This window comes from Actinomadura gamaensis, from assembly GCF_042652125.1.
GTDB classification, from domain to species: domain Bacteria; phylum Actinomycetota; class Actinomycetes; order Streptosporangiales; family Streptosporangiaceae; genus Spirillospora; species Spirillospora gamaensis.
Window position 1 is genome coordinate 311,080 of record NZ_JBHSIT010000008.1, and the last position, 25,430, is coordinate 336,509.

General features: G+C 72.7%; 29 protein-coding genes. 13 read left to right on the top strand and 16 right to left on the bottom strand.

The genetic code is table 11. The annotated features are described in order from the left end of the window. Window positions 1-40: 40 nt before the first annotated feature. From ACFPCY_RS27190 to ACFPCY_RS27200, 3 genes are all read left to right on the top strand, one after another. Window positions 41-985, top strand: a complete 945-nt coding sequence (locus ACFPCY_RS27190; RefSeq protein WP_378259670.1) for an NADP-dependent oxidoreductase — start codon at window positions 41-43, stop codon at window positions 983-985. 14 nt (window positions 986-999) lie between these two features. Next, on the top strand, window positions 1,000-2,910 hold the full coding sequence (gene nhaA, locus ACFPCY_RS27195) for a Na+/H+ antiporter NhaA (RefSeq protein WP_378259671.1): 1,911 nt from the start codon (window positions 1,000-1,002) through the stop codon (window positions 2,908-2,910). 98 nt (window positions 2,911-3,008) lie between these two features. Then, window positions 3,009-3,257: a hypothetical protein gene (locus tag ACFPCY_RS27200; RefSeq protein WP_378259672.1), complete on the top strand. Its 249-nt coding sequence runs from the start codon at window positions 3,009-3,011 to the stop codon at window positions 3,255-3,257. A gap of 97 nt (window positions 3,258-3,354) precedes the next feature. On the opposite strand, the gene mgtA is transcribed toward ACFPCY_RS27200, so the two are convergent. Both mgtA and ACFPCY_RS27210 read right to left on the bottom strand, forming a co-directional pair. Next, window positions 3,355-6,159 carry a magnesium-translocating P-type ATPase gene (gene mgtA / locus ACFPCY_RS27205; RefSeq protein WP_378259673.1) on the bottom strand — a complete coding sequence of 935 codons (2,805 nt, stop codon included), beginning with the start codon at window positions 6,157-6,159 and terminating at the stop codon, window positions 3,355-3,357. Then, the gene (locus tag ACFPCY_RS27210; protein ID WP_253874568.1) at window positions 6,143-6,505 is read right to left on the bottom strand and encodes an ArsR/SmtB family transcription factor; all 363 of its coding nucleotides are present in this window, start codon (window positions 6,503-6,505) and stop codon (window positions 6,143-6,145) included. The genes mgtA and ACFPCY_RS27210 overlap by 17 nt, the downstream gene beginning before the upstream one ends. A 289-nt stretch (window positions 6,506-6,794) precedes the next feature. On the opposite strand from ACFPCY_RS27210, the gene ACFPCY_RS27215 reads away from it, so the two are divergent. Further along, a complete protein-coding gene (locus tag ACFPCY_RS27215) occupies window positions 6,795-7,136 on the top strand; it encodes a hypothetical protein (RefSeq protein ID WP_378259674.1) in 342 nt (113 codons plus the stop codon). 111 nt (window positions 7,137-7,247) lie between these two features. Here ACFPCY_RS27215 and tatA read toward each other — a convergent pair whose 3' ends face one another. From tatA to ACFPCY_RS27240, 5 genes are all read right to left on the bottom strand, one after another. Then, window positions 7,248-7,571: a Sec-independent protein translocase subunit TatA gene (gene tatA, locus ACFPCY_RS27220; RefSeq protein ID WP_378259675.1), complete on the bottom strand. Its 324-nt coding sequence runs from the start codon at window positions 7,569-7,571 to the stop codon at window positions 7,248-7,250. Between the two features lie 44 nt (window positions 7,572-7,615). Beyond that, complete coding sequence (locus ACFPCY_RS27225) at window positions 7,616-8,158, bottom strand: isochorismatase family protein (RefSeq protein ID WP_378259676.1); 543 nt, start codon at window positions 8,156-8,158, stop codon at window positions 7,616-7,618. Between the two features lie 68 nt (window positions 8,159-8,226). After that, on the bottom strand, window positions 8,227-9,162 hold the full coding sequence (locus ACFPCY_RS27230) for a threonine/serine dehydratase (RefSeq protein WP_378259677.1): 936 nt from the start codon (window positions 9,160-9,162) through the stop codon (window positions 8,227-8,229). Between the two features lie 51 nt (window positions 9,163-9,213). After that, entirely contained in the window at window positions 9,214-10,134 is a 921-nt protein-coding gene (locus ACFPCY_RS27235) for a hypothetical protein (RefSeq protein WP_378259678.1), read from the bottom strand. A gap of 193 nt (window positions 10,135-10,327) precedes the next feature. After that, window positions 10,328-10,609 carry a hypothetical protein gene (locus ACFPCY_RS27240; RefSeq protein WP_378259679.1) on the bottom strand — a complete coding sequence of 94 codons (282 nt, stop codon included), beginning with the start codon at window positions 10,607-10,609 and terminating at the stop codon, window positions 10,328-10,330. A gap of 181 nt (window positions 10,610-10,790) precedes the next feature. On the opposite strand from ACFPCY_RS27240, the gene ACFPCY_RS27245 reads away from it, so the two are divergent. Together ACFPCY_RS27245 and ACFPCY_RS27250 are read left to right on the top strand one after the other, a co-directional pair. After that, the gene (locus ACFPCY_RS27245) at window positions 10,791-12,158 is read left to right on the top strand and encodes a glycerophosphodiester phosphodiesterase (protein ID WP_378259680.1); all 1,368 of its coding nucleotides are present in this window, start codon (window positions 10,791-10,793) and stop codon (window positions 12,156-12,158) included. Window positions 12,159-12,250: 92 nt separating this feature from the next. After that, the gene (locus tag ACFPCY_RS27250; RefSeq protein WP_378259681.1) at window positions 12,251-12,607 is read left to right on the top strand and encodes a tetratricopeptide repeat protein; all 357 of its coding nucleotides are present in this window, start codon (window positions 12,251-12,253) and stop codon (window positions 12,605-12,607) included. A gap of 42 nt (window positions 12,608-12,649) precedes the next feature. Here ACFPCY_RS27250 and ACFPCY_RS27255 read toward each other — a convergent pair whose 3' ends face one another. The 7 genes from ACFPCY_RS27255 to ACFPCY_RS27285 form a co-directional block, all read right to left on the bottom strand. Then, window positions 12,650-13,234: a dihydrofolate reductase family protein gene (locus tag ACFPCY_RS27255; protein WP_378259682.1), complete on the bottom strand. Its 585-nt coding sequence runs from the start codon at window positions 13,232-13,234 to the stop codon at window positions 12,650-12,652. A gap of 82 nt (window positions 13,235-13,316) precedes the next feature. Next, on the bottom strand, window positions 13,317-14,597 hold the full coding sequence (locus tag ACFPCY_RS27260; protein WP_378259683.1) for a pyridoxal phosphate-dependent aminotransferase: 1,281 nt from the start codon (window positions 14,595-14,597) through the stop codon (window positions 13,317-13,319). Then, window positions 14,594-15,721, bottom strand: a complete 1,128-nt coding sequence (locus ACFPCY_RS27265; protein WP_378259684.1) for a carboxylate-amine ligase — start codon at window positions 15,719-15,721, stop codon at window positions 14,594-14,596. The genes ACFPCY_RS27260 and ACFPCY_RS27265 overlap by 4 nt, the downstream gene beginning before the upstream one ends. Before the next feature lie 179 nt (window positions 15,722-15,900). Then, window positions 15,901-16,167, bottom strand: coding sequence for a hypothetical protein (locus ACFPCY_RS27270; protein WP_378259685.1), 267 nt, complete (start codon window positions 16,165-16,167; stop codon window positions 15,901-15,903). 120 nt (window positions 16,168-16,287) lie between these two features. After that, window positions 16,288-17,217 carry a hypothetical protein gene (locus tag ACFPCY_RS27275; protein ID WP_378259686.1) on the bottom strand — a complete coding sequence of 310 codons (930 nt, stop codon included), beginning with the start codon at window positions 17,215-17,217 and terminating at the stop codon, window positions 16,288-16,290. A gap of 31 nt (window positions 17,218-17,248) precedes the next feature. Beyond that, window positions 17,249-17,581, bottom strand: a complete 333-nt coding sequence (locus ACFPCY_RS27280) for a hypothetical protein (RefSeq protein ID WP_378259687.1) — start codon at window positions 17,579-17,581, stop codon at window positions 17,249-17,251. Next, window positions 17,578-17,811 carry a hypothetical protein gene (locus ACFPCY_RS27285; RefSeq protein WP_378259688.1) on the bottom strand — a complete coding sequence of 78 codons (234 nt, stop codon included), beginning with the start codon at window positions 17,809-17,811 and terminating at the stop codon, window positions 17,578-17,580. The genes ACFPCY_RS27280 and ACFPCY_RS27285 overlap by 4 nt, the downstream gene beginning before the upstream one ends. Window positions 17,812-17,983: 172 nt before the next feature. On the opposite strand from ACFPCY_RS27285, the gene ACFPCY_RS27290 reads away from it, so the two are divergent. The 6 genes from ACFPCY_RS27290 (at window position 17,984) to ACFPCY_RS27315 (ending at window position 21,847) form a co-directional block, all read left to right on the top strand. Next, entirely contained in the window at window positions 17,984-18,805 is an 822-nt protein-coding gene (locus ACFPCY_RS27290; protein WP_378259689.1) for a helix-turn-helix domain-containing protein, read from the top strand. Continuing rightward, a complete protein-coding gene (locus ACFPCY_RS27295; protein WP_378259690.1) occupies window positions 18,802-19,119 on the top strand; it encodes a DUF397 domain-containing protein in 318 nt (105 codons plus the stop codon). Before ACFPCY_RS27290 ends, ACFPCY_RS27295 begins: the two co-directional genes overlap by 4 nt. A gap of 190 nt (window positions 19,120-19,309) precedes the next feature. Then, a complete protein-coding gene (locus ACFPCY_RS27300; protein WP_378259691.1) occupies window positions 19,310-19,609 on the top strand; it encodes a cupredoxin domain-containing protein in 300 nt (99 codons plus the stop codon). Between the two features lie 5 nt (window positions 19,610-19,614). Continuing rightward, entirely contained in the window at window positions 19,615-20,523 is a 909-nt protein-coding gene (locus ACFPCY_RS27305) for a metallophosphoesterase family protein (RefSeq protein ID WP_378259894.1), read from the top strand. 38 nt (window positions 20,524-20,561) lie between these two features. Next, complete coding sequence (locus ACFPCY_RS27310; RefSeq protein ID WP_378259692.1) at window positions 20,562-21,176, top strand: RNA polymerase sigma factor; 615 nt, start codon at window positions 20,562-20,564, stop codon at window positions 21,174-21,176. Beyond that, entirely contained in the window at window positions 21,173-21,847 is a 675-nt protein-coding gene (locus ACFPCY_RS27315) for a Rieske (2Fe-2S) protein (protein WP_378259693.1), read from the top strand. Before ACFPCY_RS27310 ends, ACFPCY_RS27315 begins: the two co-directional genes overlap by 4 nt. Here ACFPCY_RS27315 and ACFPCY_RS27320 read toward each other — a convergent pair. Both ACFPCY_RS27320 and ACFPCY_RS27325 read right to left on the bottom strand, forming a co-directional pair. After that, window positions 21,825-23,000 carry a thioredoxin family protein gene (locus ACFPCY_RS27320; protein WP_378259694.1) on the bottom strand — a complete coding sequence of 392 codons (1,176 nt, stop codon included), beginning with the start codon at window positions 22,998-23,000 and terminating at the stop codon, window positions 21,825-21,827. The two genes, ACFPCY_RS27315 and ACFPCY_RS27320, sit on opposite strands and share 23 nt — an antisense overlap. A gap of 121 nt (window positions 23,001-23,121) precedes the next feature. Next, window positions 23,122-24,297, bottom strand: coding sequence for an MFS transporter (locus ACFPCY_RS27325; protein ID WP_378259695.1), 1,176 nt, complete (start codon window positions 24,295-24,297; stop codon window positions 23,122-23,124). A gap of 63 nt (window positions 24,298-24,360) precedes the next feature. On the opposite strand from ACFPCY_RS27325, the gene ACFPCY_RS27330 reads away from it, so the two are divergent. Further along, window positions 24,361-25,341, top strand: coding sequence for an ArsR/SmtB family transcription factor (locus ACFPCY_RS27330; protein WP_378259696.1), 981 nt, complete (start codon window positions 24,361-24,363; stop codon window positions 25,339-25,341). Window positions 25,342-25,430: the final 89 nt, after the last annotated feature.

The window sequence follows — 25,430 nt, forward strand, 5'->3', positions numbered from 1 at the left end:
TGGGTAGATCATCCCCGACGGGGGAACAGGGGGGAGCCGCATGCGTGCCATCGCCGTGTCGGAGTACGGCGCGACGCCGTCGCTCATGGATCTGGACCGGCCCGAACCCGGGCCCGGGGAAGTGCTGGTCAAGCTCGTCGCGGCCGGGATGAACCCGTTCGACTGGAAGGTCGCGGACGGCGACTTCGAGGGCGCGGTCCCGGTCCGGTTCCCGCTGATCCTCGGCCAGGACGGCGCGGGCGTCGTCGAGGCGGCGGGCGAGGGCGTGGACCGGTTCCGTCCCGGCGAGCAGGTGTACGGGTCGTTCTTCGGCGCGCCGCGCGGCCTCGGCAGCTACGCCGAGTACACGCTCGTCCGGCAGGACGGCCCGATCGCGATGATGCCCGCCGAGATGATCTACAGTCGGGCCGCGGCCGTGCCGATGGCGTCGATGACCGCTTACAACCTGGTCGGGGCGGCCGGCGTGGACGAGGGGAAGACCGTCCTGGTCGTCGGCGCGACCGGCGGCGTCGGGCAGCAGGCGGTGCAGTTCGCGGCGATGCGGGGCGCGCACGTCATCGCGACCGCCGGGCCCGACATGACCGAGCTGATGCTGGACTACGGCGCGGACGAGACCGTCGACTACGCCGGGAAGGACCTGTTCGACGCGATCGACGGCGGCCACCCGGACGGGATCGACGTCCTGCTCGACCTGGTCGAGGACGCGGACGGCGTGGACCGGCTGTCCAGGGCGGTGAAGCGCGGCGGCGTCGTGGCGTCCCTGATCGGGCAGGCGGACGTCGAGGGCCTGGCCGGGCGCGACGTGAAGGGGATCAACTTCCGGAACGAGCCGTCCGGGGAGCTGCTCACCGAGCTCGCCGGGATGATCGACGCCGGGAAGCTGAGAGTGCACGTCAGCCGGGAGGTCGATCTCGCCGAGGTGCCCGAGGTGATCGCCGACGCCAGGCGCGGGGGAGCGCGCGGCAAGACCGTGATCCGCCTCTGATGGCGGAGCGGCCTGTGACCGCCCGGGTCGTCCCGGACGGCCTGCGCTCGTTCCTCAACACCGAGAGCGGCAGCACGCTGCTGCTGCTCGCCGCGACCCTCGCCGGGCTGCTGTGGGCGAACATTCCCTGGCACGACACCTACGACCGGTTCTGGGAGAGCCACTTCTCCGTCACGGCCGGGCGGTACGAGCTCGGCATGACGCTCAAGGAGTGGGTCAACGACGGCCTGATGGCGCTGTTCTTCTTCGTCATCGGGCTGGAGATCAGCCGCGAGTTCAAGGTCGGGGACCTGCGCGACCGGCGGGTGGCGGCCGTCCCGGCGGTGGCGGCGTTCGGCGGGATGATCGTCCCGGCCGTGCTGTACTACGCCGTCAACGCGGGCGGGACGGGCTCGGGCGGCTGGGGCGTCCCGATGGCGTCCGACACCGCGTTCGTGCTGGGCCTGCTCGCGGTGATCGGCGCGCGCTGCCCCGAGCCGCTGCGGGTCTTCCTGCTCACCCTCGCCGTGGTGGACGACCTGGGCGCGATCTCGGTCGTGGCCGTCTTCTACACCCGCGACCTGTCGCTCGGGCCGCTGGCGGTCGCCGTCCTGCTGTTCGCGCTGATCGTGGCCGTCCGGTGGCTGAGCGTCGGGCGCGGCCCGGTCTACCTGCTGCTCGGCTTCCTGATGTGGGTGGCGGTGCTGCGCAGCGGCGTCCACCCGACGATCGCCGGGATCCTGCTCGGCGTCCTCGTGAACGTGTACGCGCCGCCCGACACCGAGCGGCTGCGCGCGGGGGAGCTGGTGCAGGCGCTCCAGCGCGACCCGAGCCCCGAGCTGGCCCGGCGGGCGCGCCGGTCGGTCGCCTCGACCGTCTCGGTCAACGACCTGCTCCAGCACCTGCTGCACCCGTGGACGGGCTACGTGATCGTCCCGCTGTTCGCGCTGGCCAACGCGGGCGTCCGGCTCGACCCGGAGTCGCTGCGCCGCGCCGCGACCTCGCCGGTGACGATCGGTATCGTGCTCGGCCTGGTCGTCGGCAAGTTCGCCGGGATCACGCTCGGCACCTGGCTGCCGCTCCGGCTGAACTGGGGCGACCTGCCCGGGAACCTCGTGTGGGGCCAGCTGCTCGGCGGCGCGGCCGTCGCGGGCATCGGGTTCACGGTGTCGCTGTTCATCACCGACCTGGCCTTCGCCGACCTGCCCCAGCTCCAGTCCCAGGCCAAGATCGGCATCCTGGCCGGATCGGTGCTGGCCGCCGGGCTCGGCTGGCTGATCTTCAAGCTGGCCTGGCGGCGCGGCGGGGTCTGCGCGCCGCCGTCCTCGTCGGCCGCCGATCTCGACTTCACGCCCGAGCCGCCGCCTCCGGTCGGCGAGCGCGACCACGTGCTCGGCCCGGCGGACGCCCCGGTCACGCTGATCGAGTACGGCGACTACGAGTGCCCGTACTGCGGGGCCGTCCAGCCCGTCCTGGACGAGCTGAAGGCGCGCTACGGCGACCGGCTGCGGCTGGTGTTCCGCCACTTCCCGCTCCAGCAGATCCACCCGCACGCCATGCCCGCCGCGCTGGTCGCCGAGTCGGCGGCGGCCCACGGCAAGTTCTGGGAGATGCACCACGTGCTCTTCTCCCACCAGCTGGAACTGAACGACCGCGACCTGCTCGGCTACTCCGAGCGGATGGGCTTCTTCCCCTGGGAGGACGTCAAGGAGCTGGAGCGCCGCGTCGCCAAGGACAAGAAGGCGGGCTGGCGGGCGGGCGTGCGCGGGACGCCGACCTTCTTCCTGAACGGCGACCAGTACGAGGGCTCCCACGATCTGGAGTCGTTCGTCACCGCGATCGACGCGGCCATCTCAGCCGCGGACGCCGCAGACGCCCGGGACACCGGGGACGCAGCGGACACCGCAGACGCCAAAGATCAGCCGCGGTCGCGGTCCTCCGAATGACCCCTCGGCGGCGTCCACCCCCTGCGTCGACCCTTTCTTGGCCACTTCCCGGCGGGCCGTCGCGTTATGTGCGGGAACGGGCGGGAATATGAGCCGGCATGAGCTCTTCTGACCTGCGAAAACGGCTGGAGAACGTCGAGGCGTCGCTGCGCCGGCTGCGCGGTGAGGACGCCGACCTCGGCTCGGACTACGGTTCGATCCCGCAGGATTTCGGCGACTCCGGCCAGGACCTCCAGATGCGCGAGGAGCTGGAGGGCCAGATCGCCGACCTGGAGGCCGAGCGCGACCGGCTCAAGGCCGAGCTCGCCCAGGAGTCGAGCCCCGACGAGACCGGCCGGTCGCACTGACCGCCGTTCACCCGGCCCCGGCCCGCGTCCCCGCCGCGAGCCGGGGCCGGCGCGCGTCCGGACAGGTGGCCGGGCAGGCGGCCGGGCAGGCGGCAGGTCAGGCGGCCTTGAGGTAGCGGTTCCGGACGAAGACCAGCGTCGTGCCGTACCCGGCGAGGACCAGCGCCAGCGTCGGGACGGCCGCCAGCGGCAGCGGCACCAGCCCGAGCGGTCCCGCCGCCGGGGACACCGGCAGCAGCACCGCGGTGACCGCGAGCAGGCAGGCCGCGGCGACGACCGTCCGGCTGGCGCGCGGCGACCCCCGCATCCGGCCCCGGCCGCGCAGCACGAGCAGGGTGAGGGCCTGCGCGAGCAGGTTCTCCACCAGGAACCCGGTGTGGAACAGGGCCTCGCCGCCCGCGCCCGTCCGCGCCTCCAGCACCCACCAGAACAGCCCGAACGCGGCCAGGTCGAACAGCGCGCCGAGCGGCCCGAACACCGCGACGAACCGGGCCAGGTCGCGCGGGTCGAAGGTGCGCGGGCCGCGCAGGTCGGCCGGGTCGACCCGGTCCCGGGCGAGCGAGAGCTGCGAGACGTCGAACAGCAGGTTCTGCGCGAGCACCTGGAGCGGCAGCAGCGGCATGAACGGCAGCAGGACGCTCGCCGCCAGCATGGACGCCACGTTCCCCAGGTTCGAGGTCACCGCGATCCGGATGTACTTGACGCCGTTGCCGAACGTGCGGCGGCCCTCGGTGATGCCGTGCGCCAGCACCGACAGGTCCCGGCCCGCGAGCACCACGTCGGACGACTCGCGCGCCAGGTCCACCGCGCCGGTGACGGAGATGCCGACGTCGGCGGCGCGCAGCGCGGGCGCGTCGTTGATCCCGTCGCCGAGGAAGCCGACCGTCCGGCCCGCCCGGCGCAGCGCGCCGACGACGCGCGCCTTCTGCCGCGGGTCGACGCGGGCGAACACGGGCGTCGTGCCGTCCGGCGGGGTGATCAGGGCGTCCAGCTCGGCGTCGGGGAGGTCGGCCAGCTCCGCGCCGAGCACGACCCGGCCCGGGGTGAGGCCGGTGTCCCGGCAGGTGCGGACGGCGACGAGCGGATGGTCGCCGGTCACCACGACCAGCGCGACGCCGAGCCCGGCGAGCCGCTCCAGCGCGGCCGGGGCGGACGGGTCCGGCTCGTCCCGGAATCCGACGAAGCCGACGAGCGTCAGGCCGCGCTCGTCGCCGGGCGCGTAGTCGCGGCGGGCCGCCGGACGGTCCGCGACGGCGACGGCCAGCAGCCGCTCGCCGGTCGCCGAGCGCTCGTCGGTGAGGGCGGTGAGGCGGTCGCGCTCGTCCGGGGTGAGCGGGACGTCCGCGAAGGCTTCGCCGCCGGTGGCCGCGTCGTGGGCCGCGCCCAGCGCCGGGACGGGCGCCGGCGCGGTCCGGACGCGGTCGCACAGCGGCAGCACGTCCTCGACCGCGCCCTTGGTGATCAGCAGGTCGCGGCCGAGGCGGCCGTCCTGCCGCAGGACGACGGTCGCGCGGCGGCGGTCGGAGTCGAACGGGACGGCGTCCACGGCGTGGAAGCCGCCGGCCGGCAGGTCCGCGCCCCCGCCGGCATCGGCGTCGAGGTGGTCGAGAAGCGCGTCGTCCATCGTGTCGCCGGCGGCTTCGGGGACCAGCTCGGCGGCGAACCAGGCGTTCAGCCGGGCCCAGCGCAGCACCTCGTCCGACGGCTCGCCCGACCCGTCCAGGCAGGAGGTCAGGGACAGCCGGTCGAGCGTGAGCGTGCCGGTCTTGTCGGCGCAGAGGGTGTCCATCGCGCCGAGGTCGTGGACGGCGGGCAGCCGCTTGACGATCACCCCGTCGCGGGTCAGCGCCGCCGCCCCGCGCGCCAGCGTGGTCGTCACGACCAGCGGCAGCATCTCCGGCGTCAGCGCGACCGCGATCGACACCGCGAACAGCAGCGCGTGCGACCACGGGGTGCGGCCCGGCTCGGTGAACAGCAGCGCGACCGGGACGGCCGCCGCGACCATCGCGATCAGCGCCCAGGACACCGTCCGGACGCCGCGGTCGAACGCCGTCCGCGGCGCGCCGCGCGGCACGTCCCGCTGGAGCGCGGCGAAGTGGGTGCGCGGGCCGGTCGCGACCGCGACGGCCGTTCCCGTGCCGCTGACGACGCTCGTCCCCATGAGGCACAGCTCGGGACGGTCGAACAGCGGCACGTCCGGGTCGGGCGGCGGGGCCTGGCCCGTCCAGGCGGCCCGTTTCGCGGCGGGCAGCGACTCGCCGGTCAGCACGGCCTGGTCCACGCGCAGCCCGGTCGCGCTCAGCAGCCGCAGGTCGGCCGGGACCATGTCGCCCGGCGCGAGCCGCACCACGTCGCCGGGGACGACCTGCTCGACCGGCACCTCGCGCTCGACGCCGGGGCATCCGGCGTCGGCGCGGCGCAGCACGGTCGCGGTCGTGGTCGTGAGGGCGCGCAGCTCGGCGGCGGCCCGCCCGCCGCGCCGCTCCTGCCGCATCCGCAGCAGGCAGCTCAGCACGGCCAGCGAGCCGATCAGCACCGCGCCGCGCGGGTCGCGGGTGACCGCGGTGACGGTGCTCAGCACCACCAGGACCAGCACGAACGGGTCGGCGGCGACGCGGGCGAGGTGGCGCAGCGAGGCGCCCCGGCGGGTGCCGCCGGACGCGGCGGCCTCCTGGCGGAGCAGCCGCTCCTCGGCGTCGGTCTCGGTCAGGCCGCGCGCGGAGGTCTCCAGGCCGCGCAGCACCGACAGCGGCGGGCGGTCGGCGTACCCGGCGAGCATCGCGTGCGTGCGCGGGACGTCGGGGAGCGCGCCGGAACCGTCCGGGGGCGCCGGGACGGACCCCGGCTCCTCGGTGAGCGCGCCCGCCGGGCCGAACGGCTCGGACTCAGGCGCCGAGGCCACGGACGGGGGCCGCTTCCACGGGGTCGCCCTGGAGGTGGGCGACCATCTGCGCGACGATCGCGGCGACGTGCGGGTCGTCCACCACGTACACCTGGTGGCGGCCCTCGCGGCGGGACCGGACGAGCCCGGCGAGCTTGAGCTTGGCGAGGTGCTGGCTGACGGCGGGCACCGTGCCGCCGACCCGCTCGGCCAGCGAGCTGACGTCCTGCTCGCCCTGCGCGAGCACCCACACCATGTGCAGGCGCATGGTGGCGGCGAGCATGCCGAAGCGCCCGGCGGCCTCCTGGAGCAGCTCGGGGGAGAGCGTCTCCGGGGGCCGCGCCGTGTCCCGCGTCCGCTCCTTCACCGGTGCGCCTCCCCGCTGTCCGTGGACCCGCCCGCCGGGCGGGTTCCGCTGCCGAGCCGTGCGGCTCCCGTACGAGGGTATCCCCATCGCCCGGACCGGTCGGTCAAGATCGGCGGGGAAACCGCGCAGGGGCCGCCGGGGCAACTTTCCGGGGCCGCCGGGGCAACCTCGGCGGGCCGCCGCGCATCCAACGTGTCGGGGATACCGGACGGTAAAGCGATTGTGCAAACGTTTGATCGTCGAGACACTGGTGGATCGACGGGGGAACGCGGAGGGAGCAGCACAGCTCATGACACGGGGGAAGAAGGCGGCGGACGCGGCCACGCTCTCGCTCGGCGTGCGGATGGCGGAGGCCGAGGCCCTGTACGCGGCGGCCCTGACCGCCGAGTCGGTGGAGGACGAGGCGGAGGCGCTGCGCGAGCTGGCCCGCGCCGCCCGGCTGCTGTCCGCGCTGGCCGAGGTCGCGGCCGAGAACGCGGGCGTGCCGGGCCGTCCGGCGGTCCCGCCGCCCGGACGGGTCGTGGTCGGGCCGTCCGCGATGCCGGTCAAGCCGCGCGTCCGGCGCCGGATCACCCGCACCCAGCACACGGTCGACTGGATCATCACCCGGACCCGCCCCGACCCCCACTGACGGGCGTCTGAGGCGGCTGGTCAGCACGACGCCCCCGGTGCCGCGCGACGGCGGTGCCGCGGGACGGCGGCGCCGGGGGCGTGGCGGAAGGTCAGGCGCGGTGCGCGGCGGTCAGTGCCGGCGGTCGACGGCCTGGCCGTCCTGGCTGACCAGGCGCGGAGCCTCCGCCGCCGCAGCCTGCGGGGCGGGCTGCGTCGCGACGGGCTGAGACGCAACGGGCTGAGGTGTCACGGGCTGGGGCGCGGCGACCTGCGGGGCCGCGGCCGGGGGCGCGTCCTCGGCCTCGTCCTTGTCGTGCAGGCCGTTCATCTCGGCCTTCAGGATCCGCGCGGACTGGCCGAGCGAGCGTGCCATCTTGGGCAGCTTCGCCGAGCCGAACAGCAGCAGAGCCACGATGATCACGATGAGCCAGTGCGACGGCGACAGCTCTCCCATGGCCACCCTCCCCTTCCAGGACGATCCGACCCCCTACTCTAAAGCTATCGCGCAAACGAGCAAGAAACGGCCTCCAGCGCCCGCGCCGTGGACACCACCGGGCCCAGCCTGCGGAACACGTAGTCGACGGCGAACTCGTGCGCGTGCGCGTCCAGGCCGCTCATGGCGTCCTCGACGAAGACCGTCCGGAACCCGGCCTCCTCGGCGACGCGTCCGGTGGACTCGACGCCGAAGTTGGTCACCAGGCCGGTGAGCAGGATCGTGTCGATGCCGCGCCGGCGCAGCTCGTCCTCCAGCCCGGTGTCCTGGAACGCGCCCCAGGTGCGCTTCACGACGACCACGTCCGCGTCGGCGACGTCGATCTCGGGGGAGAGGCCGCTGCCGGGCGGCTGCTCGTCCACGCCGGGGCGCTCGACGCGCACCCAGACGACCGTCCCGCCCGCCTCGCGCAGCGCGTCCGCGAGGCGGACCGTCCGGGCGAGGACGTCCTTCCCGGCGTGCGGGGCGACCGGCTGCGCGACGATCCGCTCCATCAGGTCGATCGCGACGAGCGCCGTCCGCTCAGGAGCCAACTCAAGATCACTCATGTCGGCCATGGTCGCACCCCGCCGTCACGGACGCACCAGATCGCCGTCACGGACGCACCGGATCGCCGTCACGGACGCACCAGATCGGAGGGATCGGTGTTCGCCCCGCATACCACGATCGCGACCCGCTCACCCGCCGCGGGCCGGTAGGCCCCGCTGACCAGCGCCGCGAGAGCGGCGGCGGTGCCGTGCTCGGCCACCAGCCGGTGCCGATCCCAGAGCGCCCGCCGCGCCTCGACGATCGCCTCGTCCGAGACCAGCACGGACCCGACGCCCGCGCGGCGCGCCACGTCGAACGCGATCTCGCCGACCCGGGACGCGCCCAGCGAGTCCGCCGCCACCCCCGACACCGGGACCGTCGAGGGCTCGCCCTGCGCGAGGGCGGTGTGCAGGGTCGGGCAGCGCTCCGGCTCCACCGCGACGACCTTCGCCTCGCCGTCCAGCGCGGTCGCGACCCCCGCCATCAGCCCGCCGCCCCCGACCACGATCAGCGCGGTGTCGAACGCGCCGCCGGTCTGCTCCAGCAGCTCCAGCCCGATCGTGCCCTGACCGGCGCAGACCTCCGGCTGGTCGTAGGCGTGGCAGAGCAGCGCGCCGGTGTCGGCGGCGTCCTTGAGCGCGGCCTCCTGCGCGTCGGCGTACTTCTCGCCGACCGGCCGGACGTCCGCGCCGAGCGCGCGCAGCTTCGCGACCTTCACCTCGGGCGCGGTGCGCGGCAGGAACACCCGCGCGGGCACGTCGAGCTTCGAGGCCGCATAGGCCACGCCGAGGCCCGCGTTCCCGCCCGACGCCGTGACCACGCCGGACGGCGGAAGCGCGCCGTCCTCGGCGGCGGCGAGCAGCCGGTTGAACGCGCCGCGCGCCTTGAACGACCCGGTGTGCTGCGTCTGCTCCAGCTTCAGCCACAGCGGGACGCCGAACGCGTCGCTCTCCAGCACCGGCGTCCGGCGGACGTGCCCGGCGATCCGGGCGGCGGCGGCGCGGACGTCCGACTTCTCGATCATGGGAGCCCCCTCGGAAGCGTGCTCGATCCCCTGAAGAGAGATCATGTCCCATCATGCCCGTCCGGTCGTCGCCGGGCAGGACGGCACGGACGAGGGCTCGACAGGACGCGACCGCGACGGCGTACGCGCGTTGTGAGCCTTCATGACCTGCTGGAGGCCGGGGGAGTCGGCGAGCGTCGGGCACGCCCATTCCGCCTGGTGGCCCCACGAGTAGCTGATGTCGAACGCGGGATTCGGCAGCAACGCGTCCCACTGCTTCAGGATCGTGGTGAGCTGCGCGGGCGTCGGCAGCCTCCATGTCTTCTCACCCGAACTGCACGCCTGCCCGAACGTCTGGATCACCGGGACCATCATCGACCGCGCGAACCCGGCGCGGCCGGCCTGCCCGACCATCGCCGCGATCGCCTTCGGGTCGCAACCGGAGGCGTCCGACCTGCACGGATACGGGTCGAGGCCGATCAGGTCGAGCCGCGTCGCGGACGGCTTGAGCGGCGCCATCGTCCAGTCGGTCAGCGACGCGAACGCCTTCTGGCCCGGCGCGTACCGGTGGATCAGGTCGGCGCGCTCGCGGATCTGCCGGACGATGCCGGGGCACTGCGCGGGATTCGGCTCGTCCGACAGGTACCAGCCGTAGACGCGCGGATCGCGGGCGAGGCGCCTCACCGTCGCGCCGAAGTCGTCCGCCGACATCTCGAAGCCGCCGCACGTGGTGTTCCCGACCCAGACGAGCGCGCGGCCGTCCTTCGGCAGCGCCCCGATCTCGTCAGGGCCGACGTCGAACAGGTTGTAGCCGAGCGCCGCCGCGCGCGTCCGGTCGGCGGCGGGCATGTTGAGCGCCACGTGCAACCGGCCGGTGGTAGCGGTGGACGCGACGGGCGTCGCCGAGCCGGTCGAGGGGTGGGCGAGGTAGCCGAAGACGCCGCCCGCCAGGGCCGCTACGGCGGCGACGGCGGCGAGATGGTGGGTGCGCAACGCTCCTCCCGGGCGGGATGCCGGTGCGCCGCCCGTCCGTGGGGCGGACGCGATCGCCATCCACCGTCCCCCGGCCGCCGCGCGCCGCCCGCGTCCCAGACCGAACCGGCATCGGACGCCGCAGGCGGAGGAGGACCGCCCCGGCGGGGCGGGGCGGTGGGTCGTCTCGGGTGGGTGGGGCGTCAGCGCGGGGTCAGCCGCGCTTCCAGCGCCACTGGCCGTTCGTGTAGCGGACGCAGCGGTAGCGCTTGCCGGTCTTGTAGGCGTAGCCGTACTTCAGGTGGGCGGCCTTCGGGCAGTAGGAGCCCGGCGTGATGCACTCCCAGTGCTGGTGCACCTTGTGCGAGTGGCAGCGCGCGGCGGACACGGTCGGCGCGACGGGCGCGGTCGGCGACGGCGCGGCGCTCGCGGGGGCGGTGGCCATGCCGGTGGCCACGAGCCCGGCGGCGGCGGTGACGGCGAGTTTCCTGAGCAAGCGAACTCCTCGTGAGGTGTCGGTGCGGTGAACAGAAGTCTGCACATCTAACTGAATGTCGGGGCCGACGTGGACAAAGACGAGCATTCCGGCAGAACGCCCGAGTTCACGTGACCGTCGCCGCCGGATCACCCGGTGTGAGTAAGCTCCCGCCGACGCTCCCCCCACCTGCGAGGTCGCCATGCGCCGCCCCCTCGTCGCCGCCGTCACGGCGGCCGCCCTTGTCCCGATCTGGTCACCCGCCGCCGGCGCGGACGGCGGGTTCCGGCTGCCGCAGCGGTTCTTCATCGCGCACCGGGCGTCCGGCTCGTTCCTCGCGCCGGAGAACACGGCCGCCGCGTTCGAGTCGGGCATCCGCGACCCGGACGCCGACCTGCTCGAATTCGACGTCCAGGTGCTCAGGGACGGCGTCGGCGGCGTCTGGCACGACCTGTCGGTCAACCGCATCACGCCCGAGACCGGACGGGCGGACGCGCGCACGAGCAAGCAGTTCAAGAGGCTGCGGATCGACGCACACACCTGGTTCGGCGGCACCGCGCGCGACACGCATCCGCTGCTCCTCGACGAGGTGCTCGCGAGCTACGCCAAGCGCAAGCAGCTCCTCGCGCATCCGAAGGACTCGCGCGCCGCGCGCCTCGTCATCAGGCACGTCGTCGCGCGGCACCTCACCGGGCACGTCCAGATGCAGACGAACACGCTGTCGGACGCGGTCGCGGCCAGGCGCGCGGGCATCACCGCGCAGTTCCTCATCGGCACCGAGCGCGAGGCGGTGTCGCCGAAGACGATCCGGCGCGCCGGGATCCAGCGCGTCTCGATCAACTCGCAGCTTCCGGACTCGCTGATCGCGAAGTACGTCCGCGCGGGTCTGGTCGTCGCCTGCTTCAACGTCGAGTCCCAGACGCGCCGCGACGACCTGTACCGGCTCGGCGTGCGCGGCATCGACACCGACGATCCGGTCTACCTGCACGGCACCCGCTACCGCCGGACGTCCGACCCGTTCGCCACGGGCACGTACGCGCCCGGGCACATGGGCGCTACGCAGACCGCCGCCGCCATGACCCAGTACCAGCGCGGACGCTTCACCGCCCCCGACTGGTGGACGATCCCGTACGGCCGCGCCGACCTCTACACCCGGCAGGGCTGGGCCCGCCTGGACCGCTCCTACACGCTGCGCGCGACCGTCCGCTTCGACCGGCTGGGCGCGCACCGCTCGGACGCCGCGGCCGTCCACTTCTCGTCCCCCACGGACGACCCGTTCGGCGCCCGGACGCCCGGCTACGACCTGTCCCTGCGCGAGGACGGACGGCTCGTCCTCACCAAGGACCACCGGCAACTGGCGTCCGTCCGCACACCGGCGATCACCCGCGCCGGCACCACCGCGACCCTGACCGTGACCGTCGCGCCGTGGACGATCACCGTCCAGCGCGCGGGCACCCGGGGGGTGACGGTGTCCGACACGTCCTACCGGGGCCACTACCTCTACCTCGGCCGGATCAACGCCGGGCACGACGGCCCGCAGCTCTCGTTCCACGACGTCTCCGTGGAGTGAACCGCGTCGAAGGGACCGCGGTAAGCGAACCGCGTGGAATGAACGACCTCCCCAACTGGTTGACGGTTCAACAACAACCGGGGAGGGAGCAGATGAACACCTACGACGAGTTCCAGCGCGCCCAGATGTTCTTCGACGCGAAGGACTACATCTCGGCGTCGCGCCTGCTGGCCCCGGTCGCCGAGGCCGAGCCCGGCAACGGCGCCGTCGCCGAGCTGCTCGCCCGCGCCTACTTCCACAGCGCCCAGCTCGGCCGGGCCGAGGACGCCTTCCGCCGCCTGATCGGCCTCGACCCCTGCAACGGCTGGGCGCACGAGGCGCTGGCCCGCACGCTGGAGCGCCGCAACCGTCCCGCCGAGGCCGCCCGCTACCGCAAGCTGGCCGCCGCGATGGGCGTGGCCGCGGCCGAGGAGATCGAGGTCTCGGTGACCGCCGCCAACCTCGCCTGACCGCTCCGTCCGAGAGCCCGCTCCCTCACCGGGGACGGGCTCTCAGCTTTTCGCGAGCACGTACGTCCCGATGAAGACGCCGTTTCCGGTGACGGTGGACTCGGCGAGATCGAACCCGGTCAGCTCGTCCCCTTCGCCGGCGAAGAGCCGCTCGCCCCTGCCGACCACGACCGGATGGATCATCAGGATCATCTCGTCCAGCAGCCCGGCCGCGATCAGCGACCGCACGAGGACGCCGCTACCGAAGACCACCAGGTTCTCGTCCCGCTCCCGCTTGACCCGCGCGACGTCGTCCGTGCCGCCGAGGAGCGTCGATCCCTCCCAGGGCAGCGGCTCGCCCATCGTCGTCGACACCACGTACTTCCGGACGCGCTCGAACGCGTCGCTGATCGGGTTGGACGGCTGCTTCGGCCAGTAGCCGTAGAGATCTTCGTAGGTGATCCGTCCGGCGAGCAGCGCCCAGGCGTCCGACATGCGCGCGCCCATGGTCTGCTGCATGGCCGGGTCCTGCCGCTGAGCAGCCCATCCGCCGTGCGCGAAGCCGTTGCGCGCGTCCTCGTCCGGACGCGCCGGAGCCTGGATCACGCCGTCCAGCGTCACGTGCTCCATCGCGATGATCTTGCCCATGCCGTCTCCCTCTCCGAGTGGACCTCACCCGGACAGACCGGCGCGACGCGCGGAACTCATCGCGCGGCCCCCGTCGGCGTGGTCAGCCGACCGGTTCCGCGCGGCAGCGGGCGTGGAGATCGGCCAGCGCGGTCTCGATCCGCGTCATGGTCCTGCGGATGTGGGGCAACGACACCGGGTCGGTGCTGGCCAGCGCGGCGTGCTGCTCCTCGTCCGTGTGGCCGTAGAGCATGCTCGTGGCCGCCTTGAAACGCAGCGCGCCGGCGTCGTCGCCGAGCTGGTGACCGGCCAGGACGGAGATGTCGTACTCGTCCAGGAGGTACTGCTGGAGCGAGGGGGAATCGGTGATGCCCAGCCCGGCCAGCGGCGCGCGCAGCGGCTCGAAGTCGGGATAGACGTAGAACGCCCCGGTGGGCGGACGGCAGCGCGCCCCCGCGGCGACCATGATCGAGTGCAGCGTCCGGGCGACCGCGCCGTGCAGGCGCGCGCTCGCGGCCAGGCGGTGCCGGATCTCGGGCGGGTCGCCGAACGCGTAGCCCGCGGCCTCCTGCATCGGGCGGGCCAGCGTGGACCACAGGTCGCTGGCCACCGCGAGCACGCCGGCCCGGATCCGCTCCCCGAGCGCCCCGGCGGGGAACCGGCCGAGGCCGATCCGCCAGCCTCCCAGCGCCAGGCTCTTGGACAGGCCGGTGGTGACCACCGTCCGGTGCGGCAGGACCTCGGCCGGGCTGAGCAGCGGGGTGCGGACGTCGTGGAGGGTGTCGCGGTAGATCTCGTCCGACAGGACGGTCAGGTCCGCCTCCTCGGCGATCTCGCACACCGCCCGCACCAGGTCGGGCGGGGCCACGGTGCCGGTCGGGGTGTCGGGCAGGGTGCAGATCAGCAGGCGGGGATCAAGGCCCCGCGCCCGTGCGGTCCGGATGGCCGCGCGCAGGGCGGCCGGGTCGGGGACGCCGCCGCACTCGCGGGGGATCGGCACCGTGATCGGCGTCCTGCCGGCCATCCGCGCCTGCGGCGCGTAGCTGTTCCAGCAGGGCTGCGGCAGCAGGACGTCCCCGCCGGCGACGAGCTGGACGGCCATGAGCAGGGGCTTGCTGCCCGGCGTGACGATCACCTGCTCGGGGTCGGTGGGCAGCCCCCGGCGGCCGAAGAACCCGGCCGCCGCGTCGCGGACCGCCGGCGTCCCGGCGACCGGCCCGTAGGCGGTCTCGTGAGCCGCGGCGGCGAGCAGGTCGGCCAGCGACGCCAGGACGGGCAGCCGCGATTCGCCGAACGCCAGGTTCAGGATGTCCGCGCCACCGGCGTTCAGGCGTTCCACGGCCTGGTTCAGCTCCAGGTTCGCGGACATCGTCCAGCGGCTCATGACGTCTCCCGGGCCTCGGTGAGGTCGGCGAGGTGGCGCACCACGTCGGTGAACCGGTGCCGCTGCTCGAAGACCTTCCGCTGGCGGAACGCGCCGGAGCCGTCGCGCCGGAGCCGTCCGACGGCGGACGCGACGTACTCCAGGTCGCCCGCCGCGCGCAGGTCGTCCTGCACATGCATGATCAGGTCGTCGACCAGGGCGTGGGCGGGGACGAGCTCGGCGGTGCGGGGATCTACGGCCTGCCCCTCCAGGCCGTCCCGGGCGGCGCGCCAGCGCGCCAGTTTCAGGACCTCGTCGCTGACGTCGGGAGCGGGCAGTCCCTCCCGGCCGGCGCGCAGCGCGGCGTGCACCAGGGCCCGCGTCAGGACGGCCTGCAGCACGGCTCCCTCGACAGTCGGGCAGACGTCGGACGCGCGGATCTCGACGGTCGGCCAGGTCATCGACGGACGGGCGTCCCAGTAGACCATCTTGGCGTCCATGATCGTCCCGGAGGCGATCAGGGTGTCCAGGAGCCGCCGGTAGCGCTCGGGCGTGCCCAGCCGCGGCGGGATCCCGGCGCAGGGCCACTCCGCCCCCGCGACCGCCCGCCAGCTCGCATGGCCGGTGTCCGTGCCGTCCAGGAACGGCGAGTTGGCCGAGATCGCGACCAGCGTCGGCAGCCAGGGTCGCAGGTGATCGACGGCGCTGACGGCCTCGGCCAGGTCGAGGCTGCCGACATGGACGTGGCAGCCGCAGTTCACGAGCGTCTCGGTGAGCGCGCCGAAACGCGCCCGCTGCTCGTGCCGCCGCGAGATGTCGTCCAGAAGCGGCTCGCCGGTGCGTCGGAGCACGGGCGTGGCGCAGGCGACCAGCCGGCAGCCACGCGCCGCCGCCGCCTCGGCGAACCCGCGCCGCAGCCGCAGCAACTGACCGTGCAGTTCCTCGGCAGTAGAGGCGATCGGGCTAGCCGATTCCACCTGGTAACGGCTGGCCTCCATGTGCATCGTCCCGCTGCCGTCGTCGGCGTCGGCGAGCACCCGCCGCGCCACGGCCGCCGCCTCGAACGTGCGCGCGTCGACGAGAAGGAACTCCTCCTCCACCCCCATCGTCAGCGACGACCGCGACGACAGCGGATCCAGGGGCACAGGGCTGGCACCTAGCGCGGACATAGCTCCTCCAGCTCGCCTCGGACAACCCACACGGCGTCCGAAGCCTCGCCGCTCCAGCCCCGTTCACACCCCCAAAAACAACCCTTTGCACCCCAATTACAACTCTTTGCAACAACCACGCCCAAACCCGACAAACCCGGCCCACCCACCCCACCTCAGCCGCCAAAGACCTCCTCGACCGAGGCCGCGGACAAGGACCTGACGAACCAGACGTCAAGCGTGGCCTGCTCTGTGCACTCCTCGATCTCCGCGACGTCATGCCGGCACGCGGCGATGGAGCGCGAGCCGAGCACCATGAGGATGTGTTCGATGGTGGCGCTCCGCATTCCTCTCGCGAAGCCCTCCTCAAAGCCCTTCTTGCGGGCAGGTCCCTCGAAGACCTCGCGGAGTTCGTTGGCGTAGCGGCGATCTTTCACCGGCACGGATGCGCTCCCGGTTTCCAGGATGGGTTACAACGGTGTCCGCCGTAGCGGACGGCGGGAAAGGCCGCGGCGTGGCTGCGGGCGCGGCGCAGCCACGTTCGAGCGGTGCTTTGAAGCTCCTCAGTCGCGGAAGACGTCTTCGACGTTGGTGGCGAGGGCGGCGCGGCGGAGCCAGGTCAGCAGGGTGTCGGGGTCGGGGCAGTTGGCGATCTTTTCGGTCACCTCGTCCGACAGGGGGATGTTGCGCGCCTCCAAGACGCTGAGCAGGGCCTTCGTCTCGCCCTTCACCTCACCCTTGGCTTCGCCCCTTGCCTCGCCCTTCGCCTCGCCTTCCTCGTAGGCGAGGGGGCTGTACATGTCGGCGAGTTCCTTCGCGTAGCCGTAGGTGTCCGTGTCCTTCATGAGTTCTCTCCAGACGTTGCGGGCGGGCGAGTCGGCGAGTCCGGACGTCACGAAGTGGTACAGCACGTCGCGGGTCTCGTCGTCGATCCGGGTGAAGGCCATGGCCAGCGCTTTCAGTATGGCCTCTGGAGCCGGACTGTAGGCGTGGGTGATGGCGCAGAGCGTCGCGAAGTAGATGTCGCGAACGGCCTCGCCGACGCCAGTGATCTTGGGGGCGTTGTCCGGGCCGAGAACCCGGGCTTTGAGCCAGAGGGTCGGGGCCCTCTTGTTGCGGCCGATCTTGATGATCTTCCTGGCCCATTCGGCCGTCTTCGGCTTCTGGCAGATCACCAGGAGATCGACATCGCAGTCGTACTTGTCGTGCAGGTAGGAGACATAGTGAGGCCAGCTCTTGAGCTTGCCCTTGTCGATGTTGAGCTGAGCCTCGCAGAGGAGGATGTGATCCTCACCGCGAAGGCTCCCGCGGAGCATGAGCGCGGTGTCCGCGCGCCGTTCCACCAGCTTGATGCTGGTGAGGTCGGTGTTCAGGACGATGGCGTCCTCGAGCGCGGGCGGCGGCACCTTGGAGAGCCGGTCGAACAGGCGGGAGGCGAGTCCGCGATCTTCGCGGAAGATCTGGTGGAGCGCCTCGTGGGGGGATTTCGGCATGGGAGGGACGTTACCTTTCGTGTCTGACAGTTCACTTCTCGTGGTTGTGGGGGTGGGGCGCGGCGCCCGTCCAGTAGGTGAGGATCGCGCTGAGCTGGTCGGCGGCCAGGTCGGGGCGGCGGTGGGACGCCAGGCAGTCGCCGCTCGATGAGCGGTAGTGCCAGCCGCGCCGGCTCCGGAGGACCAGGACGCTTTCGCCGATGTGCGGGGACGACGCCGAACGCACGTGGATGAGCGGGATCGGGGAGTCGTAGCGCGTGTCCACGATCCAGCCCTCGTGGCGTAGGTAGGCGCGGATCCGGTTCAGGCGATGGCGCATCCAGCGGCGGCGCAAGCGGCCGGGGGACGGGAGAGGCGTGATCACAGTGAGCCCCGGCTGTGCGCGCGGCGGCGCTCCTGGGCCAACTCGTCCCACAGGTCGCCGGCGGAGCTGCGGATGACGGTCGGGTCGATGCCCTCGGACGCGTCGTGGAGAGTGGCGCACCAGTCGCCCGGCGATCCGTCCCTGCGGCGGGCCCGCCAGATGTTGTGGCCCGGGTACTCGCGACGCAAGGCGTCCAGCGCCTGCTCTTCGGTAATGGTTCGGGTGCTCATATGCGGCCTTGTCTGCCGTGCGTTCCTTGTCAGTCATGCGTGGCGTGCGTCACAAGCCTCGCAGCATCGGCTACGCTCAGCTACAGACCGCAACGGACCGCGACAGGACCGGGTTCGAAGCGGACTGGACCGCCCCTGGACCGCGTGCTCAAAACCCCCACAGGGAGACGCGATGACTGCTAGTAGGGAGCCGTACGAGGGACGGGCGATCAAGGGCTTCGCCAGTGACCTCACCGCGTGGCGCAAGCAGATGGGACTCACCAAGTCCGAACTGGCCGCCCGCCTCGGCTACGACGCTTCACTCGTCGGCCAGGTCGAGGCGTGCAAGAACATCCCCTCGCGCGATTTCGCCGAAGACTGCGACTCTTTCTTCCATGCGCCGGGAACTTTCGTGCGTCGTTGGCAGGAGATAGGGGAAGAGCGTGACCTGAGCTTGCTCCCGCCCGGCTTCCAGAGATTCTTGAGAGTGGAGTCCAAGGCGACGGTCAGGCACATCTTCGAGGTCAATGTGATTACTGGCCTGCTTCAGACGCCGGAGTACGCTTATGAAACGGTGAAGCCTGGTTATAGCTCTGACGAGGCGGAAGCGCTGGTTGCTACTCGTATGGCCAGGGGAAAGCTGTTGCTGCAGAAGAGTCCGCCCAATGTCATTGTCGTTCTCGATGAGAGCGCCCTGCGGCGGCGTCTGGGGAACGATGGGGTAATGCGGGGCCAGTACCGGCACTTGCTGGATCTCGCAGGGCTTCCCAATGTGACCCTGCATATCGTGCCTGCTGATGCGGGATATTATCCAGGAATCATGGGCCCTTTCTATCTGCTCGGCTTCCCCGATCGACCCCACATGGTCTATACGGAGGGTCACGTAGGTGGGAACCTCACGGAGCATCGCCCCACAGTGCAGCAGTACCAACTAAACTTTGACTTGATCAGGGGGGTGGCCCTGTCTGCCCGTGAATCCCTGAAACTCGTGCGCGAAGCTTGGGAGGCCGAGTGAACGCAGCAGGTTGGTCGACTAGGAGATGGCGTAAGAGCAGCTACAGTGGCGGTACGGGCGGGAACTGTATTGAAGTCGCTGATATTCACTGGCGAACGAGTTCTCACAGCACGAACACCGGCGGCGAGTGCGTCGAGGTTGGGGATGTGGGCTGGCAGAAGAGCAGCCACAGCACGGACACCGGCGGGGCGTGTGTTGAGGTTCGGGGGGCTGCGGCTGCGGTGGCGGTTCGGGATTCCAAGGATCCAGATGGGCCCAAGTTGCTGTTGAGCGCGGTCGCGTGGGAGGACGTGCTTCGGCGCGCTCGGCGGTGATGTAACCCCCTCGCCTATCTCCTCGTGAGGGTTCCGCAGACGGCGGGATCTCCTGGAGGGGGCGTTGATGGACGCGGCGTCTGGTGCGCGGATGGCGGCGTTGGCCGCCGGGGGCGCGCTGATCCTTTTGTCGGCGGCGGCTTGCGGGGGTGGCGGGAAGGGCACTCCCGCGGCGTCGCCGATGGGCGGCATGAGCATGCCGTCGAACTCGTCGGCGGCGAAACCGCCCGCGGCGGGGCCCGATGCGGTGACGATCAGCGGGTTCGCGTTCGCGCCCGCGAAGCTGACGGTGAAGCGCGGGACTACCGTCACATGGACGAACCGGGACGAAGACCCCCACACCGTGACCGTTCCCGGAGGAGGCGGTCCACGGTCCCCCGCTCTGGTGGCGGGCGCTTCGTTCCGGTTCACCTTCACCAAGCCCGGCACCTACGCCTACATCTGCACCATCCACCCGTTCATGCACGGGACGGTGGTGGTGACGCCGTGATCGAGATGAACCGGCGGCAGCTGATCAAGCACGGGGCGTGGTTCGGGGCGGCCGTGGCGCTCGCCGTGACGGGCGGCGAGGTGATCAGCCGGGTCGTCGACGCCGACGCGCCCGACCCGTTCCCGAAGGACGCGACGCTGCGGTTCGTCCAGGTGAGCGACAGCCACATCGGGTTCACCGGCCCGGCGAACACCGACGTCAGCGGGTCGTTCCACCGGGCGGTCAAGCAGGTCAACGCGCTGAAGCACCGGCCCGACTTCGTCCTGCACAGCGGGGACCTCACGCATCTCGCGACGCCCGCGCAGTTCGACCAGGTCAAGCAGATGACCTCCGAACTCAAGGCGGGACGGGTCGTGTTCGTCCCCGGGGAGCACGACTCGATCGACGACGCGGGGCAGAAGTACCGCGCGGCGTTCGGCAAGGGGACGCAGGGGGACGGCTGGTACAGCTTCGACCTCCAGGGCGTCCACTTCATCGGGCTGGTGAACACGCTCAACCTGAAGAAGCTCGGTCATCTCGGCGAGGACCAGATCGCGTGGGTGCAGCGCGACATCGCGGGCCTGCATTCGGACACGCCGATCGTGGTGTTCAGCCACATCCCGCTGTTCGCGCTGTATCCGGCGTGGGGCTGGGGGACGGACGACGCGGCGCGCGTCCTGCGGATGCTGGCGCGGTTCTCGTCGGTGACGTGCCTGAACGGGCACATCCACCAGCTCTTCACGAAGACCGAGGGCAACGTGACGTTCCACAGCGCCACGACCACGGCCTATCCGCTGCCGAAGCCGGGGCAGGGGCCCGCGCCCGCCCCGGTGACGCTGCCCGCCGGGAAGCTGCACGACGCGCTCGGCATCCGGGAGGTCGGTTATGTCCGGGGTCGGCCGGGCCTCGCCGTCCGCGACCAGACGCTCGCCTGAGAGCCGGGCGTACCGTGGCGTCGGAGAGAGGATCCGCCATGCGCCGCAGGCTCCGCGGCGGCGGCGCCGACCCGCCGCCGGACGCCGCGTCGGCCGAGGCCGGCGCCGAGGCCGATGCCTGCCCGCGCCTGCACGTGGTGCGCGACGGCGCGTATCCCGACTGGGAGGCCGTGTACCACGACAACGTCCGGTGGGTGTACCGGCTGATGTTCGCCAAGGTCGGCAACCGCCCGGACGCCGAGGACCTGACCGCCGAGGTGTTCCTCGCCGCGCTCGGCCCGCTGCGGCTCAACGCGGCGGCCGAGGAGGTGCGCGCCTACCTCGCGGCGACGGCCCGGACCGTCCTCGCGGCGCACTGGCGGCGGACGCTCGGCCGCGAGATCACCCGCATCGAGGACGACGACATCGCCGAGCCGCCGCGGGACGAGCCGGAGCGTCCCGGCGGCGGCGCGGCCGACCGGGTGCGGCGCATCCTCGGGGCGCTGCCGGAGCGGTATCGTCGCGTCCTCGAACTGCGGTTCCTGAACGGCTACTCGGTCCGTGAGACGGCCGCCGAGCTGGGCGTGAGCACCGGGAACGCGAAGGTCATGCAGCATCGCGCGCTGCGGCTGGCGGCCGACGCCGCCCGCGAGCGCCCCGGGGAGGACCGATGAGCGACGGCCTGACCCGGCACGTGCGGGACCTCCTGCGGGGCCGCCGTCCGCGCCGGTTCCGCCCGACGGAGGCGGAGGCCGAGGAACTGCGCGCCGCGATCGAGCTGCGGGCGGCGCGTCCGGGAGCGGACGCCCCGCGCGAGGAGTTCGTGACGCAACTGCACCGCAAGCTCGCGCACGCCGCGCGCGGCGAAGAAGCGCCCGCGCCCCGGTCGCCGGTCAGACGGGCCCTGCTGGCGGGCGGAGCGCTGGCCGTGGGAGGCGCCGCCGTCGGCGCGGTCGCCGACCACACGCTGTCCGGGGGCGTCGCGTCCGCGCCCCCGGACGGCGACCTCACCCCGCTGCACGGCGTCTGGCATCCGGTCGTCGCGGCCGACGCCCTGCCCGAGGGCGGCGTGCAGGCGTTCGAGGCGGGCGGGATGCCCGGCTTCCTGACCAGGCGGGATGGAAGGTTCCAGGCGGTGTCCGGGATCTGCACGCATCAGGGCTGCGAGCTGTACCACCAGGGCGACGGGCTGCGCTGCCCGTGCCACGAGTCGCTGTTCGCCCTGGACGGGCGCGTCCTGCGGCAGCACTTCAAGCGCCCGCTCGCGCCGCTGCCGCGACTGGCCGTCCGGCGGAACGCGGGCAACGTCGAGGTGTACGTGCCTAACCCGCCAGGGCGTGCCTGACGAAGTGGTCGAGGTCGCGGCGCGGCAGCGAGCCGCCGTGGCTCGCGACGATCTCGCCGCGCCGGATCACCAGCAGCGTCGGGACGCCGAGGATCTCGTAGCGTTCGGCCAGCTCGGGAGCGGCGTCGATGTCGATGCGGGCGGTCGCGACCTTGTCGGCGTTGTCGGTGGCGAACCGCTCGACGAGCGGGCCGAACTGCTTGCACGGTCCGCACCACTTCGCGGTGAAGTACGCGAGGACGGGCCTGTCGCCGGAGCGGGCGACCAGGTGGTCGAAGGCGTCCGGGTCCTCGATGGCGACGACGTCCCGGTCGCCGGCGTGCGCGATGTCCTGCGGGGTGAGGGTCGGCAGCTTCTCCGCGGTGAACCAGAGGCCGTTCAGCTCGACGTCCGGCAGCATCCGGAGGACGTCGAGGGTCTGCTCGGGCGAGAGGAGATCCGCGCCGTCGACCGACTTGACCTCCAGGACCTCCAGCTCCGGCATCTCGGTGGCGAACGTGAGATGGGACGGTCCGAGCGGGGTGTCGGTCCAGATCGTGAGGGACTCCAGTCCGTCGAGCGCGCCGAACGCCCGGAGGCCGTCCGCGTCCAGCTCGTCGGTGATCAGGCGCAGCGAGTAGAGGCCGTCGATCGAGCCGATGCCGGCGAGCGCCTCCGCGCCGGTCCGCTGCCGCGTGACCTCCAGGTTCATCAGCCCGGTGCCCGCGAAGCGCTCGAACCAGCGGCCGGGGCTCCGGTCGTCCTCGACGCCGAGGATCTCCAGCTCGGTCAGGTCCGACAGGCGCGCGAGCGCGTGGTCGTCCGGGGCGGGCTCCTCCAGGACGACCTGGAACAGCTCCTTCTGCCGGGCGAGCCGTCCGAGGCCCGCGGCGCTCACCCCGGACGCCGCGAAGCCTGCGAGCGCGTGCTCGGGCAGGCCGTCCAGGAAGTCGAGGTCACCCGCCGGAGTGTCGTCCGGCATCTCCAGCGACGCCATGTGCCCGGCCGGGACGGTCACCTCGCCGCGCGCCTCGCGGAGCTCGACGTCGTCGTCCTCGTCGCCGACGGCGACGATCTGGATCTCGCCCACCGAGCGGTCGCCCGGGAACCGGAGGACCACGTCGCCCCGGTTCCACAGCCGCTCGTCGTACGGGTCGCTGCTCTGCTCGGTCACCGTACGGTGATCTCCGCGCGTCCGCCGGCCGATACCCGACCTGTGGAAAACATGGCCGCGACTTGGAGATCACCCGACCTGCGCCCGGTCGGCGCAGCAGATCAGGGCCGACGTGGCGCGGTCAGCCGGCCTCGGCGGGGACGGGCGGGCGCAGGCCCGGCGCGACCGCGAGGGTGACCGCCACCGAGCCGGCCGCCATCACCGCCATCGCCGCCGCAGGCCCGGTGACCTGCGCGACCCCGCCCGCGATCGCCGCGCCGACCGCCTGCATCGCGAGCATCCCGGACGAGAACAGGCCGAGCGCCTGCCCGTGCATCTCGTCCGGCGTGAGGGTCATCAGCCGCTCCTGGAGCAGCAGCGTCGCGCAGTACCCGACCGACGCCGCCGTGATCGCGACGACCGCGACGGGCAGCGCCGGGTCCAGCGCGAACACCAGGTAGGGCGCGGCGAGCAGCAGCCGCAGGAACGGTCCGAGGCGCTCGCGCCAGTCCGGCGGGACGAACCGTCCGGCGAGGACGTCCCCGGCGAGCATCCCGAACGCCGCGACGGCGAGCAGCAGGCCCGCGTGCGACGGCGAGTACGGGACGAACAGCGACTCGCACCCGACGATCAGCCCGTTCGGCACCCACAGCGCGACGAACACGCAGCGGCGGGCCGGGGACGTCAGCAGCCGCGCGTTGATCCGCCAGGTCGCGGCGATCGACGGCCGTCCCTCGCCCCGCGCCGGACGCGCCGTCAGCCCGAACCGCGCCGCGAGCGCCGACGCCAGGTACAGGCCCGCGCCGACCAGCACCGCGCCGCGCGGCGACAGGAACGCGACCAGCACTCCGCCGATCCCGAATCCGGCGATCTGCGTCAGACCGGTCGACATGTTGAGCACCGACCGTCCGAGGACATAGCCGTCCTTCGGCAGGATGTCGGTGAGCATCCCGTACCGGACGCCGCCGCTGACCGACCCGGCGAGGCCCTGCACGGCCAGCAGCGCGAACAGCGCCGCCATCGGCAGCCCGGGGATCGCCACCAGCGCCGTGACCAGCGCGAACACCAGGCCGGTCATGGTGAGCGCGGCGCGCGGCGGGAGCCGGTCCGCCGCGCTGAGCAGCGTCGTCGCCCCGACGAGCTGGGCGAACGACGGCCCGAACATCGCCAGCGACGACAGCAGCGGGGACCGCGTCGCCTCGAACACGAGGGTGCCGAGCGCGAGGCCGGTCATCGCCATCCCCGCCGAGTGCGCCGAAGCGACCGCGAACAGCGGGGTGTACTCCGGCGTACGGAACAGATCCCGATAGGTGCGCATGGTTCGGGAGTGTCCGGGGAGTCGGCCGATGCGCGTTACAGTTTCGCCGGGAGGCGAAACGTCATGGGCCTGTGGCTGATCAACGCGGATTCCCTGGCGACCGGACGGTTCGTCCTGTCACCGCTGGCCGAGACGATCGGCTGCCTGCGCGACCTGGAGCTGGAGCGGGCCGAGCACCCCGGCCGCCGGGCGTGGCTGGAGGCCGAGCTTCCCGGCCATCGCGCGCACATGCGGGAGAACCCGGTCGCGCACCGGCTCGTCCGGGAGGGGCTCATCGCCCTGAAGACCCGCTGGAACGCCGACTTCCTCACGCCGCCGCCGTCGGGCGAGTTCGAGCCGTCCTTCGAGGACGAGGTCGCCGTCGTCCGCGCCACCGCGCCCGACCAGGCGCGCGCCGACATGGAGGTCTCCTCGGGCGGGCCGCTGCCGGAGATCCTGCGCCGCGACGACCTCCCCGACATCGCCGCCGACACCCTCACCCGCGTCTGGCGCGAGGCCGTCGAACCGTACTGGCCGCGCCGCCGCCGCGTCCTGGAGGCGGACATCATCGCCCGCACCCGCCAGCTCGGCCGGGACGGCTGGGCCGCCGCCCTGGAGGGACTGCGACCCGGCGTCCGCTGGCTCGGCGACGGGAGGCTGCGCGTCAACGCCGCCGACTACCCGCCCTGCGAGATCTCCGGCGCGCAGCTGTTCCTCGTGCCCGTCACGTCCCCGCGCGGCTGGGTGACCTGGGAGCGCGACGCCCGCTACGCGATGATCTACCCCTGCGCGGGCGAGCTCGCCGACCCCGCGCCCGTCCGCGCCCCGCGCGCCCTCGCCCGTCTCCTCGGCGAGGGCCGCGCCGCCGTGCTCACCCTCCTGGACGACCCGAAGAGCACCACCCAGCTCGTCGCCCTCACCGGCCTCCCGCTCGGCTCGGTCGGCCGCCACCTGAAGATCCTCGTGGACGCCCGCCTCGCCGACCGCCGCCGCTCGGGCCGCTCCGTCCTCTACTACCGCACCCGAGCCGGCGACACCCTCGTCACCGCCCAGCACGCCCCCTGACGTCGGACGCCCCGCCGGACGCCCGCCGGACGCCCGCCGGACGCGTCGGGGGGTGGGTCGGCGGGATGGGGATCACGTCTTCGGCGCGT

Bases quoted from the DNA above. Each gene is read 5' to 3' on its own strand.
- ACFPCY_RS27290 (WP_378259689.1), top strand. From the start codon at position 17,984: ATGACTGCTAGTAGGGAGCCGTACGAGGGACGGGCGATCAAGGGCTTC.
- ACFPCY_RS27310 (WP_378259692.1), top strand. From the start codon at position 20,562: ATGCGCCGCAGGCTCCGCGGCGGCGGCGCCGACCCGCCGCCGGACGCC.
- ACFPCY_RS27305 (WP_378259894.1), top strand. From the start codon at position 19,615: ATGAACCGGCGGCAGCTGATCAAGCACGGGGCGTGGTTCGGGGCGGCC.
- ACFPCY_RS27245 (WP_378259680.1), top strand. From the start codon at position 10,791: ATGCGCCGCCCCCTCGTCGCCGCCGTCACGGCGGCCGCCCTTGTCCCG.
- ACFPCY_RS27255 (WP_378259682.1), bottom strand. From the start codon at position 13,234: ATGGGCAAGATCATCGCGATGGAGCACGTGACGCTGGACGGCGTGATC.
- ACFPCY_RS27285 (WP_378259688.1), bottom strand. From the start codon at position 17,811: ATGAGCACCCGAACCATTACCGAAGAGCAGGCGCTGGACGCCTTGCGT.
- ACFPCY_RS27315 (WP_378259693.1), top strand. From the start codon at position 21,173: ATGAGCGACGGCCTGACCCGGCACGTGCGGGACCTCCTGCGGGGCCGC.
- ACFPCY_RS27215 (WP_378259674.1), top strand. From the start codon at position 6,795: ATGACACGGGGGAAGAAGGCGGCGGACGCGGCCACGCTCTCGCTCGGC.
- ACFPCY_RS27275 (WP_378259686.1), bottom strand. From the start codon at position 17,217: ATGCCGAAATCCCCCCACGAGGCGCTCCACCAGATCTTCCGCGAAGAT.
- ACFPCY_RS27250 (WP_378259681.1), top strand. From the start codon at position 12,251: ATGAACACCTACGACGAGTTCCAGCGCGCCCAGATGTTCTTCGACGCG.
- ACFPCY_RS27225 (WP_378259676.1), bottom strand. From the start codon at position 8,158: ATGAGTGATCTTGAGTTGGCTCCTGAGCGGACGGCGCTCGTCGCGATC.
- ACFPCY_RS27260 (WP_378259683.1), bottom strand. From the start codon at position 14,597: ATGAGCCGCTGGACGATGTCCGCGAACCTGGAGCTGAACCAGGCCGTG.
- ACFPCY_RS27300 (WP_378259691.1), top strand. From the start codon at position 19,310: ATGAGCATGCCGTCGAACTCGTCGGCGGCGAAACCGCCCGCGGCGGGG.
- ACFPCY_RS27190 (WP_378259670.1), top strand. From the start codon at position 41: ATGCGTGCCATCGCCGTGTCGGAGTACGGCGCGACGCCGTCGCTCATG.
- tatA (WP_378259675.1), bottom strand. From the start codon at position 7,571: ATGGGAGAGCTGTCGCCGTCGCACTGGCTCATCGTGATCATCGTGGCT.
- ACFPCY_RS27325 (WP_378259695.1), bottom strand. From the start codon at position 24,297: ATGCGCACCTATCGGGATCTGTTCCGTACGCCGGAGTACACCCCGCTG.
- ACFPCY_RS27330 (WP_378259696.1), top strand. From the start codon at position 24,361: ATGGGCCTGTGGCTGATCAACGCGGATTCCCTGGCGACCGGACGGTTC.
- ACFPCY_RS27200 (WP_378259672.1), top strand. From the start codon at position 3,009: ATGAGCTCTTCTGACCTGCGAAAACGGCTGGAGAACGTCGAGGCGTCG.
- ACFPCY_RS27230 (WP_378259677.1), bottom strand. From the start codon at position 9,162: ATGATCGAGAAGTCGGACGTCCGCGCCGCCGCCGCCCGGATCGCCGGG.